The organism is Microbulbifer pacificus (assembly GCF_002959965.1).
Classification (GTDB): Bacteria; Pseudomonadota; Gammaproteobacteria; order Pseudomonadales; family Cellvibrionaceae; genus Microbulbifer; species Microbulbifer pacificus_A.
This window is the reverse complement of sequence record NZ_PREV01000027.1, coordinates 478,399-496,353: the sequence shown is the minus strand read 5'-3', so window position 1 is coordinate 496,353 and position 17,955 is coordinate 478,399. Positions and strand designations below refer to the sequence as shown.

The window sequence follows — 17,955 nt, the reverse complement described above, 5'->3', positions numbered from 1 at the left end:
GCACCGGGTGCGGGTTTTCAGGAGCGTCGCAAACAGGGCCGAAGGCGCCGCGTTGAAGCGGCCGGGATGTTGCCGACGCAGCGTACAGGGACGTATTTAAGGGGGGCGCCTAGCTCGGTCCTGAAAACCCGCACCCGGTGATCCGCCGCCACAACACGAAACCAAAACCCCAGCCCAAATTCACTACAAAACGTCAGTCAGACCACCAAACCCGGCGCATCTGCACAGCCCGCTCATGGCATTTACCCAATACCTGCTTTTTCTCAGAGTTAGACATCCGCCCCCACTGACTGATCTCAGTTCCGGAGCGAAAACACCCCTCACAGATATCCTCGCGATTCAACGCGCAAACCGACACACAGGGCGACTTCACCGGAAACTCAAATTCCGGCTCCGGCTCTTTATCTTTCAGCCGACTCCAATCGCTCTCAGTCATTGCTCTCGTTACCGTTTACCGCATCAACCGGCACCAGCTCATCCGCAAACCGCGCACCGTTCGCCACATAGATCTCGCTGCTCGCCTTCAGCAGCTCAAACATCGATTCATCCAACGTTTTCACTACCTTGCCCGGGCTACCCAGCACCAGCGAAAAATCCGGAATATCCGCATTCTCCGTCACCAGCGCATTCGCCCCTATGATGCAGCAGCGGCCAATCCTGGCGCCGTTCAGCACCACCGAATTCATCCCGATCAGTGAATACTCTCCGATCTGACAGCCGTGCAGCGTCACCTTGTGTCCCACCGTCACCCCGGCGCCCACCGTTAGCGGGACTCCCGGGTCCGTGTGCAGCACCGAGCCATCCTGGATATTCGCCCGCTCGCCGATCGTGATCAGATCATTATCCCCGCGGATCACCGCGTTGAACCACACCGAACTGTGGGACTCCATCAGCACATTGCCGATAACCCGGGCACCCGGCGCAATATAGTGCCCCTCGCCCTCAAGCCTTGGCTGTTTATCGCCCAATCGATACAACATCCGGCCTCCGGTCATCGTCTGGTGGTGGTAGATCATGGCAGTGAAAATCAGCCCGGCATTATCCCGCCCAAGGCTACCGATTGCCACCCCGACCGACTGGACACCTCAACCGATCAAGGCCCCTTCAAGCACCAGCAGACGCGCCTTCATCTCCAGCCCACCCGCATAACCTGTGAGAGTTCCGTCGGAGCCGATCACCCGGTGGCAGGGAACCACCACAGACAGCGGGTTGGCTCCGTTGGCCCGCGCCACCGCCCGCACCGCCTTGGGATTGCCGATGGCCTCCGCCAATTGCCGGTAGTTGCGGGTCTCACCGTAGGGAATGGCGCAGAGCGCCCGCCATACAGACTGCTGAAAGGGAGTGCCGGTGGCCGCCAGAGGGAGATCAAACGCCTTGAGCGCACCGCTGAAATAGGCCTGCAGCTGCGCCGCCGCCTGATCGGTAAATGCCGTCGCCCCCCGCCGCCACTCCCTCCTGACCGGAAGTGGGCGCTTACCCGTTTGCAGGTCGATACCCACCAACCCGGTTTCGCTGGCGGCAATGCCTAACTCACCGAAGGCGCTGGGGTAGATTTCGTAACTGATCATTTTTTACCTCCCTTCGGAGAATGCAACTTGAGGGATTGCCACAGCAGCAGCGCCGCATAGGCCCGCCAAGGGCGCCAGGATTCGGCACGGGCGAGGGCCTGCTTCGGGGTCGCTTTCTGCTGCTCGTCTCCGAGCGCAATCAGAATGCCCAGGTCGGATGCGGGAAAGGCATCCGGCATGGAGAGACCACGCATCGCGGTGTAATGGGCCGTCCAGTCGCCGATGCCGGGCAAAGCCGTCATCTGCGCGCAGAAGCTGTCCAGGTCCGGTGCATCGAAGTCGATTTCCCCGTTCAATGTCGCGGCAACGAAATGCCGGAGCGTATTGGCGCGGGTGCGAGTCACGCCGATATCGGAGAAGTCCGCCCCGCGCAGCTGCTCCGCAGTGGGGAACAGCAGCAGGCTTTCACCACCCGGTCCGGCGAACGATTCGCCATAGCGACTTGCCACGCGCCCGGCGATGGTGGTGGCTGCCGCCACGGAAATCTGCTGACCAAGAATCGCGCGCAAAGTGTATTCAAACGGGTCCCAGGCACCGGGCAGACGCACGCCGGGGTTTCGTTGCAGTACGTTCTGTAGCAAGGGGTCTGGCTGCAGGTGACTGCGGATTGCCTCGCTGTCCGCATCCAGGTCAAACAGCCGTCGCAGCTTTTCCCGCAGCGGATACAGCACCGCGCCACAGCCTTCGCCATAGACGCTCACCCGCAACCGACCTTTCTCCGGCTCGTGGGCCACCCGCAATACACCCCGTTGGCCGAGCAGTTCAAAACTGCGCTGATACATCCCCTGCTGCGGATTCTCTCCCGCAACCACCTGCTCTACGCCGGGCAATGCGCGCGCGGCAAAAAATTCCAGCAGGGCGGGCCAGTCAAACGGCGGTCGGTAACTCAGGGTGATCTGCACGGGAGCAACACTGGAATTCCCGGATTTGGCGTCCGCGGTCGAGTTCTCCCGGCGAACTTCCGACGGCGTGCGCTGGTAGATGTCTTTGAAGACGCCATTGAAACGACGCAGGCTGTTGAAGCCCGCAGCATACGCGATATCACCAATGGGAAGATTTGTGTCCCGCAACAGGCTGAAGGCAAACAGCGCGCGCTCGGTCTGCCAGACCTGCAGCGGGCTGAGGCCGATATGCTCTGCGAACAGTTTGCGCAGATAGCGGCTGGTGATACCGAGCCGCTCGGCGAGTTGTTCAATCGACTGGGCCTCGCGCTCCCTACGCATCAGGTTCAGGGCACGCTGGACGGTGGTGGAAACAAGTCCCCAGGCGGGACTCCCGGGTGCGGCGTCGGGGCGGCAACGCAGACAGGGTCGATAGCCGGCTGCAGCGGCTTCTGCGGCGGTGCCGAAGTACTCTACATTGCGTTCCAGCGGCGGGCGGGCGGGGCAGATGGGCCGACAGAAGATACCCGTGGTCTTCACCGCGGTATAGAAACGTCCGTCGAAACGTTTGTCTCGGGCAAGTCGGGCACTGTGGCAGATATCCGGGTCTGGTTTCACTACTGGTCCGCTGGTTAAGTTCACGGTTACCAGTGTATGGCGGGGCGCACGTCCGGGCTAGTCAGATTCGGAACTCACTGTTTACGGCGGCTCAAGAGAGCCCGCCGCTTCCTGTTCTGGCGAAAAGCACCGGGTATGGGTTGAAAGGGGGCGCCTAGCCCGGATTCAGACACCGATACCCGTTGCTCGGTCGCCACCTCACCAAACACAGAGCACAACAAAAAAAACACAACGCCGGAAACAAAGAAGCGGGCACAAGGCCCGCTTCAAATCCCGAGAAATCAAAAAAATCACTTTATCCCAAGCACTTCCTTGCCCTGAATAAAGGTGACGTCCACCGGAATATCCGCTTCCGCCAGGCGATCGAGGTCGGCCTGCAGTTCAGGACTGATCACGCCCATGCCATCCAGCAGCTCCACAGCCTTCGCATAATTGCCATCGCCCTGCACCGTCAGGATCAGGTTGGAGAGTTTGGTCATGGCCGCCTGCATTTTTTCGAAATCCACACGATATTCACCGGTGGCTTCATCGCGCGTAAAGGCACCTTCATTTTTGAAGAAATTGAAGCGCATCATGTTCGCCTTGCCGTGGGCACTGGCGGCACCGAAGCGAACGCTGCGGAAGATACCGGCGAGGAAGGTAACGTAATTGTCCATCAACTCGCCTTCTTCCAGTTCACCTTTTTCGTGCAGCTTGGTGATCATGTACAGGCCGAGAATATCCGCCTTGCCCTCCTCCAGCGCGGAAGAAGTTTCCTTCAACGCCTGACGGACATTCGCACCGTCGGTGACCGTCTTCTTGATACCGAGGCCGTGCGCCACTTCGTGGAACATGGTGTTGGCAAAGAACGCATCGAAGGTGATGTGTTTGCGCTGGTCTTCCGCAATCAGCTCTGCGCTGATCGGCACCATGATCTGGTCGAACTTCGCGCGCATGGCGTTTTTCAGCTGCAGACGGCGGGTACCCTTCTTCAGCTGCACCTCTTCATCGTTCGGCAGGTTGATGGCGATGGTCTTGGAGCCGGCATTGCTGTGCCCCGCGTAGTACAGCACATCATAGGCATTTAGGTCGGAATCGGTTCCGGGAGTCTCCGCCTTGTACTTGTCCTCCACCGGCAGACCGCGCTGTAGCTCCGGCAGGAAAGCGGCAAATTTGGCCAGTTTTTCGCTCCACGCCATATCTTTCAGCAGTACATAGGACTCGTACGCCGTGCGATAGGCGAACAGCTGATCTTCGTAGTTTTCGATCGGACCAATCACCACATCAATGCGATTGTTCTTCATGTCCATCCACGCCATGTCGCTGTCGCGGAACTGGTCACTGGTCAGGGCATCCGCGCGGAGTTTCAGATAGCTGGCAAACTCGGCGTCCTCAGCAAGCTCAGATGCTTCGCGCAGCAGCGTCGCGGCATTTTCCAGCTCGGCTTTATAGGCCTCGTGATAGGGTACGAGCTTCAGTTTGCCATCGGCATCGCGGCGCACCAGCGTGTACTGACCGTTTTTGTCCGGCTGATTCCACGCCTCGAATTCCTGCTTGGTCATATCTTCCGGGTAGAACTCGGCACCCAGCGGTTTGTCACCGTAGCCTTCGATAAACGGCTTGTTGTCGTTCAGGCGATCCCAGGGACCGTAATTGATATCGGCGAACTTGCGCGCGGCGCTGTCGTCGATGCCGCTCAGCAGTTCCTGTGCCGGACCGTAGGACTGCAGCCAGAACAGCTGGTCCATGATCTTGCTGGCATCGATCAATTTACCGATCAGCTGACGCTGGTTGTCAGACAGGGAAGAGAGATCCGCATTCAGCTCTACCGGTGCGTAGATATTGAAACGCGACGGGTCCACACCCTTGGCGATACCCCCCGCCTGGGGCCCGGTGGCCGGCGGCGTTGTGTCGGCTTTCGGTTGTGCCGCGACGGATTCCGCGGGGGCAGCAACACCGGCTTTACTGGTGGATTTTTCGTCAGAAGAACAGCCGGCGACGATGGCAAGAGCCAATGCGGAGGCGGCAAAAGAAGCAATAAGGTTCGCAGATTTCATTCTGATTCCTGCCTGTTGTTTTATTTAATGGAGACCCAGCACTCTGCTTGAGAGGTTCAGCGCCTTGCGCGCCACATTAAATGTGGCCCGGAATGATGTCCAGCAATGACCGGGGTCAGGCGCCCCGGGCCGGATATTCGACTGCAATTATGGGCAATCAGAGAAAAATGCGCGGCGTGAATCCGGGAGAAAAATACAATTCACGCCACTTCCAGAGATGTGGAAGCCGCTTACTGCACCAGTGATTCCTGATCCAGCGCGCGCTCGCGCTGCTGCATCCGCCACAGGCTGGCGTAGTGGCCGTCGGCCGCAATCAGCTCGCGGTGACTGCCCTGCTCTACCACGCACCCCTGATCCATCACCAGAATCAGGTCCGCATCCACCACGGTGGACAAACGGTGAGCAATCACCAGTGTGGTCTGCTCCCGGGAAATGTGCTGCAGCGCGCGCAGGATGCCCTGTTCCGAGTGGCTGTCGAGGCTGGATGTCGCCTCGTCGAATACCATGATCGGCGGGTGCTTGAGCAGGGCGCGGGCGATGGCCACACGCTGTTTCTCGCCGCCAGACAGTTTCAGGCCGCGTTCTCCCACCATGGTGTCGACACCTTCCGGCAGCTGCTGCACGAATCGGTCGAGCTGGGCGTGGTGAATGGCCTCCATCACGTCCTCATCGCTGGCCAGGACGCGGCCGTAGCGTACATTTTCCAGAATGGACTGGTTGAACAACACCGTATCCTGTGGCACCACGCCGATAGCACTGCGCAGAGAATCCTGACTCACTGTGCGAATATCCTGACCATCCACCAGAATGCTGCCCTGATTGACGTCGTAAAAACGGAACAGCAGCTTGAACAGGGTGGATTTGCCGGCGCCGCTGGCGCCGACGATGGCGACTTTCTGTTTCGGCGCCACGGTAAAGCTGACACCCCGCAGGATTTCCCGGTTGGCGTTATAGCCGAAGTGCACATCGCGGAATTCGATATGGCCCTGCGCCACCGCGAGCTGGCCCGCCTCACTTGCGTCTTCGATCGCCGGTTTCACGTCGAGAATGGAGAACATTTTTTCGATATTCGCGAGTGCCCCTTTCATCTCACGGTACACGAACCCGAGGAAATTGAGGGGGATGAATATCTGCATCATCACGGCGTTGATCAGTACAAAGTCGCCGATCGTCATGGTGCCCTTGGTGACATTCACCGCGGCCATCACCATGGCGCCGCACATGGCAGCGGCGATGATCACCGCCTGCCCGGCGTTCAGGCCAAACAGTGACAGCCGGCTTTTGCGCCGCGCCTGTTCCCAGGTAGCGAGCTCGCGGTCATAGTGTTCCGCCTCGTGTTTTTCGTTGCCGAAATACTTCACGGTTTCGTAGTTCAGCAGGCTGTCCACCGCGCGGCTGCTGCTCTGGGATTCCGCCTGGTTCAGCTCGCGCACATAGCGGGTGCGCCACTCCGTCGCCACCACCGAAAATCCGATATACGCCGTCACCGCACCCAGCACCAGCAGCGCGAACGCGACGCTGTAATTCCACCACAGCAATCCCACCACCATCAGGATTTCCACCAGGGTGGGAACGATGTTGAACACCATAAAGCGCATCAGAAAGCCGATACCGGAATTGCCGCGTTCGATATCCCGCGACAGGCCGCCGGTGCGACGGTTGAGGTGGTAATCGAGATCCAGCCGGTGCAGGTGTTGGAAGACCTCGAGGCCGACACGACGCTGCGCGCGCTCGGTCACACGGCCGAAAATCGTGTCCCGCAGTTCACCGAACAGCACCGAGGACAGGCGCACAAAACCGTAGGCGAGCAGCAATCCCAGCGGCAGGGCGATGGTTGCGGCGGCACCGCCGGCACGATCGAGATCGTCGACGATGTGTTTCAACAGAAACGGCAAACCGACACTCGCCGCTTTGGCACCCACCAGGCACAGCAGCGCCAGCAATACCGGGCGCTTGAACTCCAGCAAATAGGGAAACAGGGTTTTGAGCGCGCTCCAGTGGACGTCCTCCAGGGCGACGGTGGATTTGGATCTCGGCATGGTATGTCTCGGTAAAACTGACTGGCAGTATAACCGAGTGCCTTGTGAACAGGCCCTAGCTTAGGGCCCTGACCGGGACGTCATCCCTGCGTCCGATGGGAACATCGAGAACCCGCACCAGGAATTCCGTAAGAACGCCAGCGGTGAAACCCCAGATCTCGAATCCTTCGTATTCGTAGGCGGGCAGATAAATACGTCGCTGGTCGATGGTGATGCGGTCGGTGCGAATGCGCGGGTCGTCGAAGAACCAGGACAGCGGCACGCGGAAGATGGCATCCAGTTCACCGGGATTGGGCGTGAGCGGTGCGTCCGGTGGCACGATGCCGAGCCACGGCGTGACTTCCACCTGCCAGCGCGTGGTACGTGTCCACAGCGGCCCCAGCACCCGGATCTGATCCGCGGGAAGTCCGATTTCCTCGTGGGTTTCCCGCAGCGCAGTGAACTCCAGGGATGGATCGGTTTCGTCCCAGCGTCCACCAGGCAGCGAGACTTCTCCGGAGTGGCTGGAGAGTTGCTGCGAGCGCAGGGTCAGGATGACCTGCGGGTCCGCTTCATCGGTCAGCGCCAGCAATACCGCCGCGTGACCGTGTAGATCGGGCCCTTTCGGAACCTGCGCCGTCAGCTCATCTCTCAGTGTGGAGAACTTGTGTTCGATAATTTCCAGCATGCCTGTTTCGACTACCACTTCTGCGCTCTGAACCACTATACCGAGACGAACCGGATTCACCAGTGCCCCGGTCACCGCCTCAGTGCTGATCTGTTCCCATTACCGGTGGTGCCAGTGCCCACTAGTGACTCCCGGTGTCCATGGGTTTGTGCCCACCTTTGATTTTTTCCCGTATACCCTGTACCAGCGCGTAGTAAATCGGTACCAGAAACGTGGACAAAATGCTTGCAGCAAGCATGCCACCGAATACCGCCAGCCCCAGAGACACACGGCTGGCCGCGCCAGCACCGGTGGCAATCACCAGGGGAAAAATGCCGAGCACGAAGGCCAGTGCCGTCATCAGTACGGCGCGAAAGCGCAGCCGGGTGGCCTGCAGCGCCGCCTCCTCGATGGATTTTCCCTGATCCCGCTGTAACACAGCGAATTCCACCATCAGGATCGCCGTCTTCGCGGCCATGGCAATCAACAGCACCAGGCCAATCTGCGTATACAGGTTGTTGTCGTGCCGCATCAGAAAACACGCCAGCAGCCCGCCGCCGATGGCGATGGGAATCGCGAGCAATACCGCAATGGGGATAGACCAGCTCTCGTACTGGGCCACCAGAAACAGATAGGCAAAGACGATTGCCAGGCTGAACAGGATAGGCGCCAGATTTCCGGCACTGATTTCCTCCAGGCTGGCACCCGTCCACTCGTAACCATAGCCGTCCGGCAACTGCGCTCCCAGTGCTTCCATGGCCTTCATGGATTCACCGCTGGAAAACCCGGGGGCAGCGGCGCCGTTGATGGTAATACTGTTGTAGAGGTTATAGCGGGTTACCGTTTGCGGAGCCACGATGGGGACCACTTCCGCCACCGAGCTGACCGGTACCAGCCCCCCGCTGTTGGCACGCACAAAAAATCCGGTGAGATCACTTTCGCTGTCGCGATACTGGGCATCCGCCTGCGCCAACACCTGGAATACCTTGCCGAAGCGGTTGAAGTCGTTGATGTAATAACTGCCCAGGTACGTTTGCAGCGTCAGGTAAATATCGGAAAGCGGCAGCCCGAGCACATGCGCCTTGTCCTTGTCGAGATGCAATTCCAGCTGCGGTGTGGATGCCTGGTAGGTGGTGAAGGCGCGGGCAATCTCTGCGCGCTGGTTGGCCGCGCCGAGCAATTCGTACATCACACCCGCGAGGTCCTGAATGTCCCTCCCCTGCAGGTCTTCCAGCACAAATTCGAAACCGCCGATGGTACCGAGCCCCGGCAGCGCCGGTACCGGAAACACCTGCACCTGAGCCTCGGGTACCGCCGCGGCAATCTGCTGTGTTTTCTTGAGAATCGCGAACTGATTGAGCGCCGCCGTAGGGCGCTCCTCCCAGGGGCGCAGAATCGCGATCATGAATGCGGTGTTTGGCGCGAGGCTGCCTGAAAGCAGGCTGAAGCCCGGTACGGCCAGCACATGGGCGACCCCGTCCAGCTCGCGTACCGCCTGCCCCAAACGGTCCACCACCGGCGCGGTTCGCTCCAGCGATGCGCCGTCCGGCAACTGCACGTTCATCATGAAGTAGCCCTGGTCTTCGTCGGGAATAAATCCCGTGGGTACTGCCGTAAACAGCCAGACACAGAGTGCGATGGAACCCGCGATAACGGCGAGGCCAAGCAGTGGTACGCGTACAAAAAAACGCACGATGCCCATGTACAGATTGGTAGCGCCGCGCAGGAAGCGATTGAAAAACCCCCAGACTCCCGTGAGCTTTTCACCGTGTTCTCCCTCCCCTGCGGGCGCGCGCAACAGAATGGCGCTGAGTGACGGGCTCAGAGTCAGCGCATTGATGCCGGAAATAAACACGGCAATTGCGATCGTCAGCGCAAACTGCTGATACATTTTCCCGGTCAGTCCCGGCATCAACATGACCGGCACGAACACGGAAAACAACACCGCTGTGGTGGCAATCACGGGTCCGGTCACCTCCCGCATGGATTCCATGGCGGCCTCTTTCGGCGGCATTCCCTCCCCCAGCAATCGCTGGGTGTTTTCCACCACAATGATCGCATCATCCACCACGATGCCGATCGCCAGAATCAGCGCGAACAGGGTAACCGTATTGATGCTCATACCCAGCGCATACATCACCGCAAAGGTACCGATCAGCGACACCGGAATCGCAATGGCCGGAATCAGCGTGGCACGCCAGTCCTGCAGAAATACAAACACCACGATGATCACCAGCAACAGCGCAATGATCAGCGTCTCCACCACTTCATGAATGGAGGCCCGCACAAAGCTTGTGGTGTCGTAGAGCACCTCGACTTCCAGCCCCTCCGGAAAACTGCCGGAGAGTTCATCGACTTTCGCACGGATCTGTTCCGCAACGTCCAGCGCATTGGCGTCGGGCAACTGGTACACCGCGATGTTTGCAGACGGCTTTCCGTCCAGCTCACCGTAGGCGCTGTAGCTGGCGCTCCCCAGTTCCACACGGGCAATGTCTTTCATGCGCACAATGGCGCCGTCGGGCTTTGAACGAAGACTGATATTCTCAAACTGCTCGACGCTCTCCAGGCGTCCCTTGGCGAGAATACTGTACTGGAACTGCTGGTCGCTGCGGATCGGCGGGGCGCCGATCTTGCCGGCCGCCACCTGCAGGTTCTGGGACTGGACCGCGGCAATGACATCGTTTGCCGTCAGGTCGAGTGCCGCCATCCTGTCGGGATTGAGCCACAGGCGCATGGCGTAGTCCTGTGAACCGAGGATCTGCACATCGCTGACACCATCCACCCGCGCCAGCTCGTCCTTGATAAAAATCGTGCCGTAGTTCGCCAGAAACAGATTGTCGAACTTGCCTTCCTTCGACAGCAGATTCACCACCATCAGAATGGTGTTGGATTTTTTCTCCACGGTGACACCGCTGCGCGTAACCTCTTCCGGCAGACTCGGCGTCGCCTGCTGCACCCGGTTCTGCACGTTCACCTGTGCAATGTCGCCGTCGTAACCACTTTCAAAGGTGACGGTCAGGCTGTAGGTGCCGTCGTTGCTGCTGGTGGAAGACATGTATTGCATGCCTTCCACGCCGTTCACCTGGCTCTCGATGGGAATGGCCACACTGTCGCGCAGAACTTCCGCGCTGGCACCGGGATAGCTTGCGGAGACCACGACCGTGGGCGGCGTAATGTCCGGATACTGAGCGATGGGCAGCATAGGCAGCGCGAGCGCGCCCGCCATCGTGATCAGGATGGAAATCACCAGAGCAAAGCGCGGCCGGCGGATAAACGGCGCGCTGATCATCTGGGCACCCCGCGTTGCAAGCCGCGGAAAGCATCATTTGCCATCGTAATATGCATCCGGCTCGCGATCCCTGTCTTCGGAACGGGGACGTTCACCGTCTTCGGTCGGAATACCGGTGCCCTCCCGCACTTCCGCCTCGAAACGTTCCAGATGGCTGCCGGGATCGGCAGCACCGCTCTGCCGACGCTCCTCGGGGCTGATATCGCCCTCGCGGATCTGATGTATCGGACTCACCTGCTGCGGCGGCTTCTCCTGCTTCATGCCTTTGTAGGGATCGAGAGCGGTGTTCTGTGCATCTACCGGCTTGCCCGCCGCCACCCGCTGCAGCCCATTGACGATGATGCGCTCCCCCGCCTTCAAACCCTTATCCACCGCCCACAGGGCATTTTCCCGCTGCCCCAGCTCCAGGTAGCGCTTGTGCGCGATGCTCTTATCGTCGACCACGTACACAAAGCGGCCCTGCATGTCCTCCATGACCGCGGCCTGAGGCACCAATGGCTTCACCGCCTCGCGCCCGGCAAATACGCTGATCGCCACCCGCGCAAACTGCCCCTGTACCAGGAGGCGCTCAGGATTCGGAAAACGCGCGCGCACCAGCGCCGACCCCGTGGCCTGATCGATCTGGTTGTTCACGAACACAATAATCCCGGGATATGGATAGAACGCGCCATTGGGCTGTTTGATGCGCACCTCGCGTTTGACCGGCGGCAACCCCTGCTGACGCCGAAGCTCCCCTTCTTCCTGCACCGCAAACAGGCGGTTCTCCGGCACTTCAAACGCCACGTAGATCGGGTCCATACGCACAATGGTGGTGAGAGGCTCGGTACTGGGCCCCACGAGTGAACCCTCGGTATATTCCGAGCGGCCAATCAGACCGGTGAGGGGCGCGCGAATTTCGGTGTAGGACAGGTTGAGCTGTGCCGCTTCCAGATCCGCCTGCATGGCGGCGACCTGGGACTCGGCCTCCTCGAAGGTTCCGGTAAGTTCGTCCATCTGCACCTTGCTGATCGCACCGGTTACGATCAGCTCACGTCCGCGCTGGTAATTGCGCTGCGCCACCTGAAGGGCGGAGCGGGCCTGGGCAAGCGTGGCGCGCTGATTGTCCAGCGCGGCAATAAATGGCTTGGGGTCGATCTGATACAGCAGCTCGCCCTGCTGCACCAGCTGCCCCTCAACGAAGTGACGGCTTTCGATGTAGCCCTCCACCCGCGGGCGCACCTTGTATTCGTCCGTAGCTTCCACGCGCCCGACATATTCGAAGCGTGGGATAACCTGATGTGCACGCACCGCGAGGACTTCCACCGGCGGTGCCTTCGGTGCAGCCGGCGCCGGCTCTTTTTTGGCACAGGCGGCAATCAGAACAACGAACAGCACTGTGATAACAGCACCACGAAATACCGCGGCGAGCGGGCGGCAGAACGCTACGAAGCGTATGCACAGGAAATTTTTGGAGGTGCCCGCAAGATATCGCGCCATGGAAAACCAACCATCGCTTACAACGTCAACTATCCAACTTCCACTATAGAAGGCAGGCTGGCGCTTACCCCTTCCGTGGGTATACTTGCGCCATGAAATTTTGCAGCCATTGTGGCCATACCGTCGTTTTCGAGATCCCCGCCGGGGACGACCGCCCCCGCCATCTATGCCGGGATTGCGGCGCCATTCACTATGTCAATCCCCGAGTGATTGTCGGTACCCTGCCCTATCTGGGCGACCGGGTACTGCTGTGCAAACGCGCGATCGAACCCCGCTACGGACTCTGGACCCTCCCCGCCGGCTTCATGGAAAACGGCGAGAGCAGTGAGCAGGGTGCACTGCGGGAATCCTGGGAGGAGGCGCGGGCCAGACTGCGCATCGATGAACTGTTCTCGGTCTACGACATCCCCCATATCAACCAGGTATACCTGATGTACCGCGGGGAACTCACCGACACAGATTTCGGTCCGGGGCCGGAATCACTGGAAGTGGAATTGTTTGAAGAGAAGGATATTCCCTGGGACGAGATGGCCTTTCCGGTAATGACACAGACCTTGCAGCACTACTTTCGCGATCGGAAAAATGGCGTGTTTCAGTTGCACCGTGGTGTGATCGAGCGGAAGCTTTAACCGCATCGATCGTCCAGTTTCCACAGATCAAACGCCGGCTCTTCGTAAGGATGAGCACGGCGCATGGCGGCGAGCACCTCATCCACCAGCTCATCCGCGCACACGGTTTCCACCCGGTACTCCGGCACCTGCTCCACCCGTCCCCGCTGGCCGATAAACGGCTCGCTGCCGTCCAGCGGACGGAACTGGCCGGTGCCGAGCACCTGCCAGCTGCAGCTGTCGTAAGCGCCGATGCGCCCGGCACCGGCGGCGAACAGCGCCTGCTTCACCGTTTCAAGGTGTGCTTCGGGGATATACACGCAGAGTTTGAACACGGGCCACCCCCTCAGAAGTGCATCAGAACAGCAGAGTCATCAGCTTGCGCTGGTACGCGGTCGCCACCGGATCGCCCTTGCCCAGCGCTTTCACGATGTCCAGATAGGCCTGTTTCGCCGCGCCGTCGGCATAGCCCATGTCCCGACGCAGAATGTTCAGCAGCAGCTCCAGCGCTTCTTCGTGGCGTTCGTTCTGGCTGTACTGTACGGCCAGTTTGTGCGCTGCATCGAAATCATCGGGGTTTGCGGCGAGGACCTCCTGCAGCGCTTTGATCTCGGGAGATTCCGCCGCCTGCTGTTTCAACTCCAGCTGCGCCACCAATTGCTGGTAATCGCTGTCCTGGTCCGCCAGCAGGATCTTGCCGAGAACGGCTTCCGCATCCTTGGTGCGGTTTTTCTCCAGCAACACCGCCGCATACTGCTTCGCGATATCCGCGCGCTCTCCGGAATCGGTGTAAGCCTGGCGCAAAATCGGCAGCGCTTCATCCAGCGCCCCCTCGCCCACCAGGGTTTGCGCCCTTTGCAGCGCCAAATCCCAAGGCTTTGGCAGATACTTGTCGAGCATTTCACGGATCTGCTTTTCCGGTTGGGCACCGGCGAAGCCGTCTACCGGCTGACCGTCTTTCAGTACCATCACCGTCGGCAGGCTGCGCACCCCAAGCTGGCCCGCCAGCATCTGTTCGGTATCCGCGTTCAGCTTTGCCAGCAGGAACTGGCCTGCATACTCGTTCGCCAGTTTTTCCAGCACCGGCATCAGCTGCTTGCAGGGCTCGCACCAGTCCGCCCACACGTCCACCACCACCGGACGCTTCATGGACTCTTCGATCAGTACCTGCTGGGCGTTCTGGGCTGTGACATCAATAATGTATTCGTTCAAAACCAATCCTCATTGAACAGATATGTACCGCTGAATGGTACACGCTACCGCGCCGATTTGTCGGGCGCCAGGCCTTGGGCCTTGCGCTCACCGACTTCGCAATCGGACAATTATTTACCAGCGCGCCGGGCCAGTCGCCACAGCGCTCGCACGATGAACAGGGCGATCAACAGCAGGAGTAACCAGGGCAACAAGTAGGCCACGGCGGTTACCGCATCGGCAATCCCGCGGGAGAACTTGCTCCCGAAATCTTTTATTGCCGCCTTGATGGGAAATAAAAATGAGCGCTGGGTGTACGCGTTAAAGTAAATGGTGACCAGGTCCATTTCGACACGCTGTAACAACCTCTGCCGTTGTCCACTCGCCAATTCCAGATCCGACTGGACCTTGGCCATTTCCCCGGCCAGTTTGATCAGCGCATCCACGTCGTTGTTGGGCTTGCCACTCAGCACCTCCAGACGATCCCGGTAGTTTTTCAATAACTCGAGTCGTTTCTGGTTGTCGACGATGGCATCGCCCAAATCCTCGACAGATGTTGCTTTACTGGTAACCTCTCCCGCCCCGGATACCAATTCAAGCAGCTCGGGAACACCTTCCGGCACGATGCGTAATTCTATACGTCCGCTGACGTAATTATCGGTCTCCAGCTGGCTCTGCAACATGGTGCAACGATAACGCTCTGCCGCACCGCACCAGTCCAGAATCCGGTTATAGCTCTTCTCCAGCTGTGCGGAGGGCAAAGCGATCGACAAACGATGTGTATAGGCGAGGTACTGTTCACGCTGCCGCTGCGCCATATCGGCCGCTTTCAGCGATGCGGGTGCAACTATATCCGCCATTACAGCGGAATCTTCAGAATCCCTGCTAGAGCAGGATGCCAGCAGAATCAGCAAAAAAAGAAAGAGTAGTTTCAGAGTGTTCATTTTTAGCATTGGTTTCCAATGAAAACTTCGACGCATCCCACCGGAATAACGGAGAAGCTCAGCGGGCCACATCATCATTGACAGCGACGATATGGCCCGCGGGCTATCCGTTTTCCATCACCTCGACATTACCAGTTCAGCGACGAGGGCAACCGCGGCGATGACAGCAGCCTGGAAAATTTCTGCCAACGCTCCTGCGGAGAATCCGCCCCCTGCTCCACGTAGTCCTGCACCAGCTGCTTGCCCCAGTTGTAATTGATCACGTAGGCGCCGTAGGTGTCCACGAACCTCACCCGTTGCGCGGCCTTCTCCGGGCTCATTCCTGTGTATTTCTGAAAACGGGCAATAGCCTCGTCGCGGTCTATTTCACGGTCGATGTATTCACGCGCAACGATATTTTCCGCGAATTTCAGTTTTGCCAGCAGATTCAGTACACGCTGGTATTTTTCCGCTCCGGCCGGGTCGAGCCCGGCGAGCGGGTAGAGAGTCTCCCGTTCAAAGCGCGTCTTTTCCTCATCCGGGAAGGCGAGGTCGATACCGTAATTCGCACTGCCTTCGGCAATCAGGGATTGCGGACTGAACAGTGGGTACACGCTGTATTCCACCCAGCCATGATCTCTGACCAGCTTCTGTTCCAGCAGCGCGTTGTAGGTGTGGTGTCCGGGGTACCCTTCATGGCAGCCGAGATCCACCGCGCGGTCGATATAGATGGGGAGTTCCGTGTTTATCTGAATCAGGCTGTGGGCGCTGCCCTGATACCAGTTGTAACCGCTCCAGGGTTTGTCCTGTACCGTTTCCAGGCGGAAACTCTCGCTGTCCGGTAATTGGATATGCGCCTTTGTGCGTTTTTTGCATTCATCGATCGCGGCATTGAAGACCGCATCCAGCTTGTCCTCGGGAATGCGGTACTGCTGCTGGAACGTCTGCACACGCAGATGCAGTGGCTCGCTGCCCGGCAGTTCCTGTTCCAGCTCTGCCAACACCGGCTCGAACTCTGCATACCGCTGCACCGGAGGTTCGGTGTCGTACAGCGCCTTGGCCTCGCGCTGGAAGTTGCGATAACTCGCGTCGGCAATATGATGCGCGTGGTACGCGACGGCACCCAATTGTGTCTTGAGGTAGTGCTGGCGCAAGGCTTGAAGGTCGCCAGCGGGCTCAACGGTGCGCGGCAACTTTGCCAATAATGACTCCGCACGGCTCGCGAGCTCGGCCGGCGTCGCCTGGTCCGCTTCCGCCTCGGCCTTCCACGCTGCGGGACCGTAGTAGGCATCCACATAACTTTTATCGTGATTGCCGAGGGTAAGCACCAGCCGCACATAGTCTTCCGCCAGCTGGTCCAGTGCAGGATCGTTCTCGGGGCGTTCATCCGCAGGCTCGGTCGAGGGCGATGATGCATCAGGTGCTGTGGGCTTCCGGGCATCTTCCGTATTGCGGCTGTCACAGCCTGCCTGTACGGACAATAACAGGCCGATGGCCGTGGAGATTATTATATTTTTCACTTGGACGTTTCCCGTTGAAGATTTCAAGAAAGTTTACGGCGGTTGCCGACGATCATAACGGATTCAGGGTTTCACGCCGATCTCCGGGGGCAGGCGCGCCAGCTCCCGCTTTAGCCACTCCAGAAAGAGCTGCACCTTGCGCGTGCGGTGCATGTCCCGATGAGTGACAAGCCACAGATTCGTGCGCCATTCCGGCGGCGGCTCGAGCATTCGTTGCAGCCCGGGGCGTGTCTCGGCACACCAGCTGTGCAACGCGGCAATCCCGACACCGCTGCGGGCGGCGTCCTCGAACCCGAAAAACTCATTGCAACGGAACACTATCTGTTCATCCGGAACCTGTCTTGCAATCCACGCCAGGCTTGGGATGAAGTCATACACCTCAACGGGCGCAATAAAGCGATGGCCAGACAGGGCATCGCGGCTTTGCAACGGACCGCACTCGCGAATATAGGCATCGGACGCATATAGGGTGTTCTGCAGAGAAATGCCCGGCTGCACCACATAGTCCGGTTCCGTGGGTTTGGCGCCGGGGCGGATGCCAATATGCGCCTCGCCGTGCTCCAGCCGAAGGTGGCGTCGATCCGCCACCAGTTGCAGGCGCACCTGGGGATTTTCGGCCTGGAAGCTGCGCATGATCGGCATCAGCTGCGGTATCAGGGTATTGACCGTGGTGATGATCAGGGTGCCGTGCAATGCTTCGTCCACCCCCTGCATTTTGCCTACCAGCAGGTCCAGCTGGTCCTGCATATTCTCCGCCGCACGCATCAGCATCTGCCCGGCTTCCGTGGGCACATAGCCGCGAGGGTGGCGGATAAACAGCCGGGTCTTTAGCGCCCGTTCCAGCGCGTCAATGCGCCGCAGCACGGTCGAGTGAGACACCTCGAGCTCCAGCGCCGCACCCGACAGAGTACCCGTGCGGGCCACCGCCAGCGCATAGTGCAGGTTGTTCCAATCCTTGACCGAGCCGCCAGACATGCGGACCTCCTTGCCAGTTACGCGTGGGCGTCAAGTTACCCGCATATCCAGTTCTGTGCAAATTTGCACAGAATCATTGCAGAAACCCTATTTCTGTCTCTTTCCGATTTATACAGAATGCGCCCATCACAGAGACCAGCGTTCCGCCCGCCGGCGGAGCCGCACCAAATACACCGGAGAAAATG

At 59.4% G+C, this 17,955-nt stretch carries 15 protein-coding genes; 1 reads left to right on the top strand and 14 read right to left on the bottom strand.

Features of this window, described 5'->3' with window-relative positions; genetic code table 11:
- Window positions 1–193: 193 nt before the first annotated feature.
- The 9 genes from C3938_RS12865 to C3938_RS12825 form a co-directional block, all read right to left on the bottom strand.
- Entirely contained in the window at window positions 194–436 is a 243-nt protein-coding gene (locus C3938_RS12865; protein WP_105103689.1) for a DUF1289 domain-containing protein, read from the bottom strand.
- Window positions 429–980, bottom strand: a complete 552-nt coding sequence (locus C3938_RS12860) for a gamma carbonic anhydrase family protein (RefSeq protein WP_105103688.1) — start codon at window positions 978–980, stop codon at window positions 429–431. The genes C3938_RS12865 and C3938_RS12860 overlap by 8 nt, the downstream gene beginning before the upstream one ends.
- Window positions 981–1,085: 105 nt before the next feature.
- The gene (locus C3938_RS12855; RefSeq protein ID WP_105103687.1) at window positions 1,086–1,568 is read right to left on the bottom strand and encodes a methylated-DNA--[protein]-cysteine S-methyltransferase; all 483 of its coding nucleotides are present in this window, start codon (window positions 1,566–1,568) and stop codon (window positions 1,086–1,088) included.
- On the bottom strand, window positions 1,565–3,067 hold the full coding sequence (locus C3938_RS12850) for a DNA-3-methyladenine glycosylase 2 (RefSeq protein WP_105103686.1): 1,503 nt from the start codon (window positions 3,065–3,067) through the stop codon (window positions 1,565–1,567). The genes C3938_RS12855 and C3938_RS12850 overlap by 4 nt, the downstream gene beginning before the upstream one ends.
- A gap of 290 nt (window positions 3,068–3,357) precedes the next feature.
- Complete coding sequence (locus tag C3938_RS12845) at window positions 3,358–5,103, bottom strand: dipeptidyl-peptidase 3 family protein (protein ID WP_105103685.1); 1,746 nt, start codon at window positions 5,101–5,103, stop codon at window positions 3,358–3,360.
- 230 nt (window positions 5,104–5,333) lie between these two features.
- Complete coding sequence (locus C3938_RS12840; RefSeq protein ID WP_105103684.1) at window positions 5,334–7,142, bottom strand: ABCB family ABC transporter ATP-binding protein/permease; 1,809 nt, start codon at window positions 7,140–7,142, stop codon at window positions 5,334–5,336.
- A gap of 55 nt (window positions 7,143–7,197) precedes the next feature.
- Window positions 7,198–7,827, bottom strand: a complete 630-nt coding sequence (locus tag C3938_RS12835; RefSeq protein ID WP_233998881.1) for an NUDIX hydrolase — start codon at window positions 7,825–7,827, stop codon at window positions 7,198–7,200.
- A 103-nt stretch (window positions 7,828–7,930) separates the two neighbouring features.
- A complete protein-coding gene (locus tag C3938_RS12830; RefSeq protein WP_105103683.1) occupies window positions 7,931–11,077 on the bottom strand; it encodes an efflux RND transporter permease subunit in 3,147 nt (1,048 codons plus the stop codon).
- Between the two features lie 33 nt (window positions 11,078–11,110).
- Window positions 11,111–12,553, bottom strand: a complete 1,443-nt coding sequence (locus C3938_RS12825; protein ID WP_105103682.1) for an efflux RND transporter periplasmic adaptor subunit — start codon at window positions 12,551–12,553, stop codon at window positions 11,111–11,113.
- A 92-nt stretch (window positions 12,554–12,645) separates the two neighbouring features.
- Here C3938_RS12825 and C3938_RS12820 point away from each other — a divergent pair, with 92 nt between their 5' ends.
- Entirely contained in the window at window positions 12,646–13,182 is a 537-nt protein-coding gene (locus C3938_RS12820) for an NUDIX hydrolase (RefSeq protein ID WP_105103681.1), read from the top strand.
- On the opposite strand, the gene C3938_RS12815 is transcribed toward C3938_RS12820, so the two are convergent.
- The 5 genes from C3938_RS12815 to C3938_RS12795 all read right to left on the bottom strand — a co-directional run bounded on the left by C3938_RS12815 (window position 13,179) and on the right by C3938_RS12795 (window position 17,770).
- Window positions 13,179–13,496, bottom strand: coding sequence for a YqfO family protein (locus C3938_RS12815; RefSeq protein ID WP_105103680.1), 318 nt, complete (start codon window positions 13,494–13,496; stop codon window positions 13,179–13,181). The genes C3938_RS12820 and C3938_RS12815 overlap by 4 nt on opposite strands.
- A gap of 22 nt (window positions 13,497–13,518) precedes the next feature.
- Complete coding sequence (trxA, locus tag C3938_RS12810; protein ID WP_105103679.1) at window positions 13,519–14,373, bottom strand: thioredoxin; 855 nt, start codon at window positions 14,371–14,373, stop codon at window positions 13,519–13,521.
- A 110-nt stretch (window positions 14,374–14,483) separates the two neighbouring features.
- Window positions 14,484–15,212 (bottom strand): DUF4349 domain-containing protein, encoded by a 729-nt coding sequence (locus C3938_RS12805; protein WP_158681682.1) that lies wholly within the window; start codon window positions 15,210–15,212, stop codon window positions 14,484–14,486.
- Window positions 15,213–15,424: 212 nt separating this feature from the next.
- Window positions 15,425–16,795 carry a hypothetical protein gene (locus C3938_RS12800; RefSeq protein WP_199775601.1) on the bottom strand — a complete coding sequence of 457 codons (1,371 nt, stop codon included), beginning with the start codon at window positions 16,793–16,795 and terminating at the stop codon, window positions 15,425–15,427.
- 63 nt (window positions 16,796–16,858) lie between these two features.
- Window positions 16,859–17,770, bottom strand: coding sequence for a LysR family transcriptional regulator (locus C3938_RS12795; protein ID WP_105103677.1), 912 nt, complete (start codon window positions 17,768–17,770; stop codon window positions 16,859–16,861).
- Between the last annotated feature and the right edge of the window lie 185 nt (window positions 17,771–17,955).

What these genes read in the sequence shown, in the direction of transcription:
- C3938_RS12825 (WP_105103682.1), bottom strand. Translation starts at nt 12,553, where the DNA reads ATGGCGCGATATCTTGCGGGCACCTCCAAAAATTTCCTGTGCATACGC.
- C3938_RS12865 (WP_105103689.1), bottom strand. Translation starts at nt 436, where the DNA reads ATGACTGAGAGCGATTGGAGTCGGCTGAAAGATAAAGAGCCGGAGCCG.
- C3938_RS12820 (WP_105103681.1), top strand. Translation starts at nt 12,646, where the DNA reads ATGAAATTTTGCAGCCATTGTGGCCATACCGTCGTTTTCGAGATCCCC.
- C3938_RS12860 (WP_105103688.1), bottom strand. Translation starts at nt 980, where the DNA reads ATGTTGTATCGATTGGGCGATAAACAGCCAAGGCTTGAGGGCGAGGGG.
- C3938_RS12855 (WP_105103687.1), bottom strand. Translation starts at nt 1,568, where the DNA reads ATGATCAGTTACGAAATCTACCCCAGCGCCTTCGGTGAGTTAGGCATT.
- C3938_RS12805 (WP_158681682.1), bottom strand. Translation starts at nt 15,212, where the DNA reads ATGGCGGATATAGTTGCACCCGCATCGCTGAAAGCGGCCGATATGGCG.
- C3938_RS12845 (WP_105103685.1), bottom strand. Translation starts at nt 5,103, where the DNA reads ATGAAATCTGCGAACCTTATTGCTTCTTTTGCCGCCTCCGCATTGGCT.
- C3938_RS12795 (WP_105103677.1), bottom strand. Translation starts at nt 17,770, where the DNA reads ATGTCTGGCGGCTCGGTCAAGGATTGGAACAACCTGCACTATGCGCTG.
- C3938_RS12840 (WP_105103684.1), bottom strand. Translation starts at nt 7,142, where the DNA reads ATGCCGAGATCCAAATCCACCGTCGCCCTGGAGGACGTCCACTGGAGC.
- C3938_RS12830 (WP_105103683.1), bottom strand. Translation starts at nt 11,077, where the DNA reads ATGATCAGCGCGCCGTTTATCCGCCGGCCGCGCTTTGCTCTGGTGATT.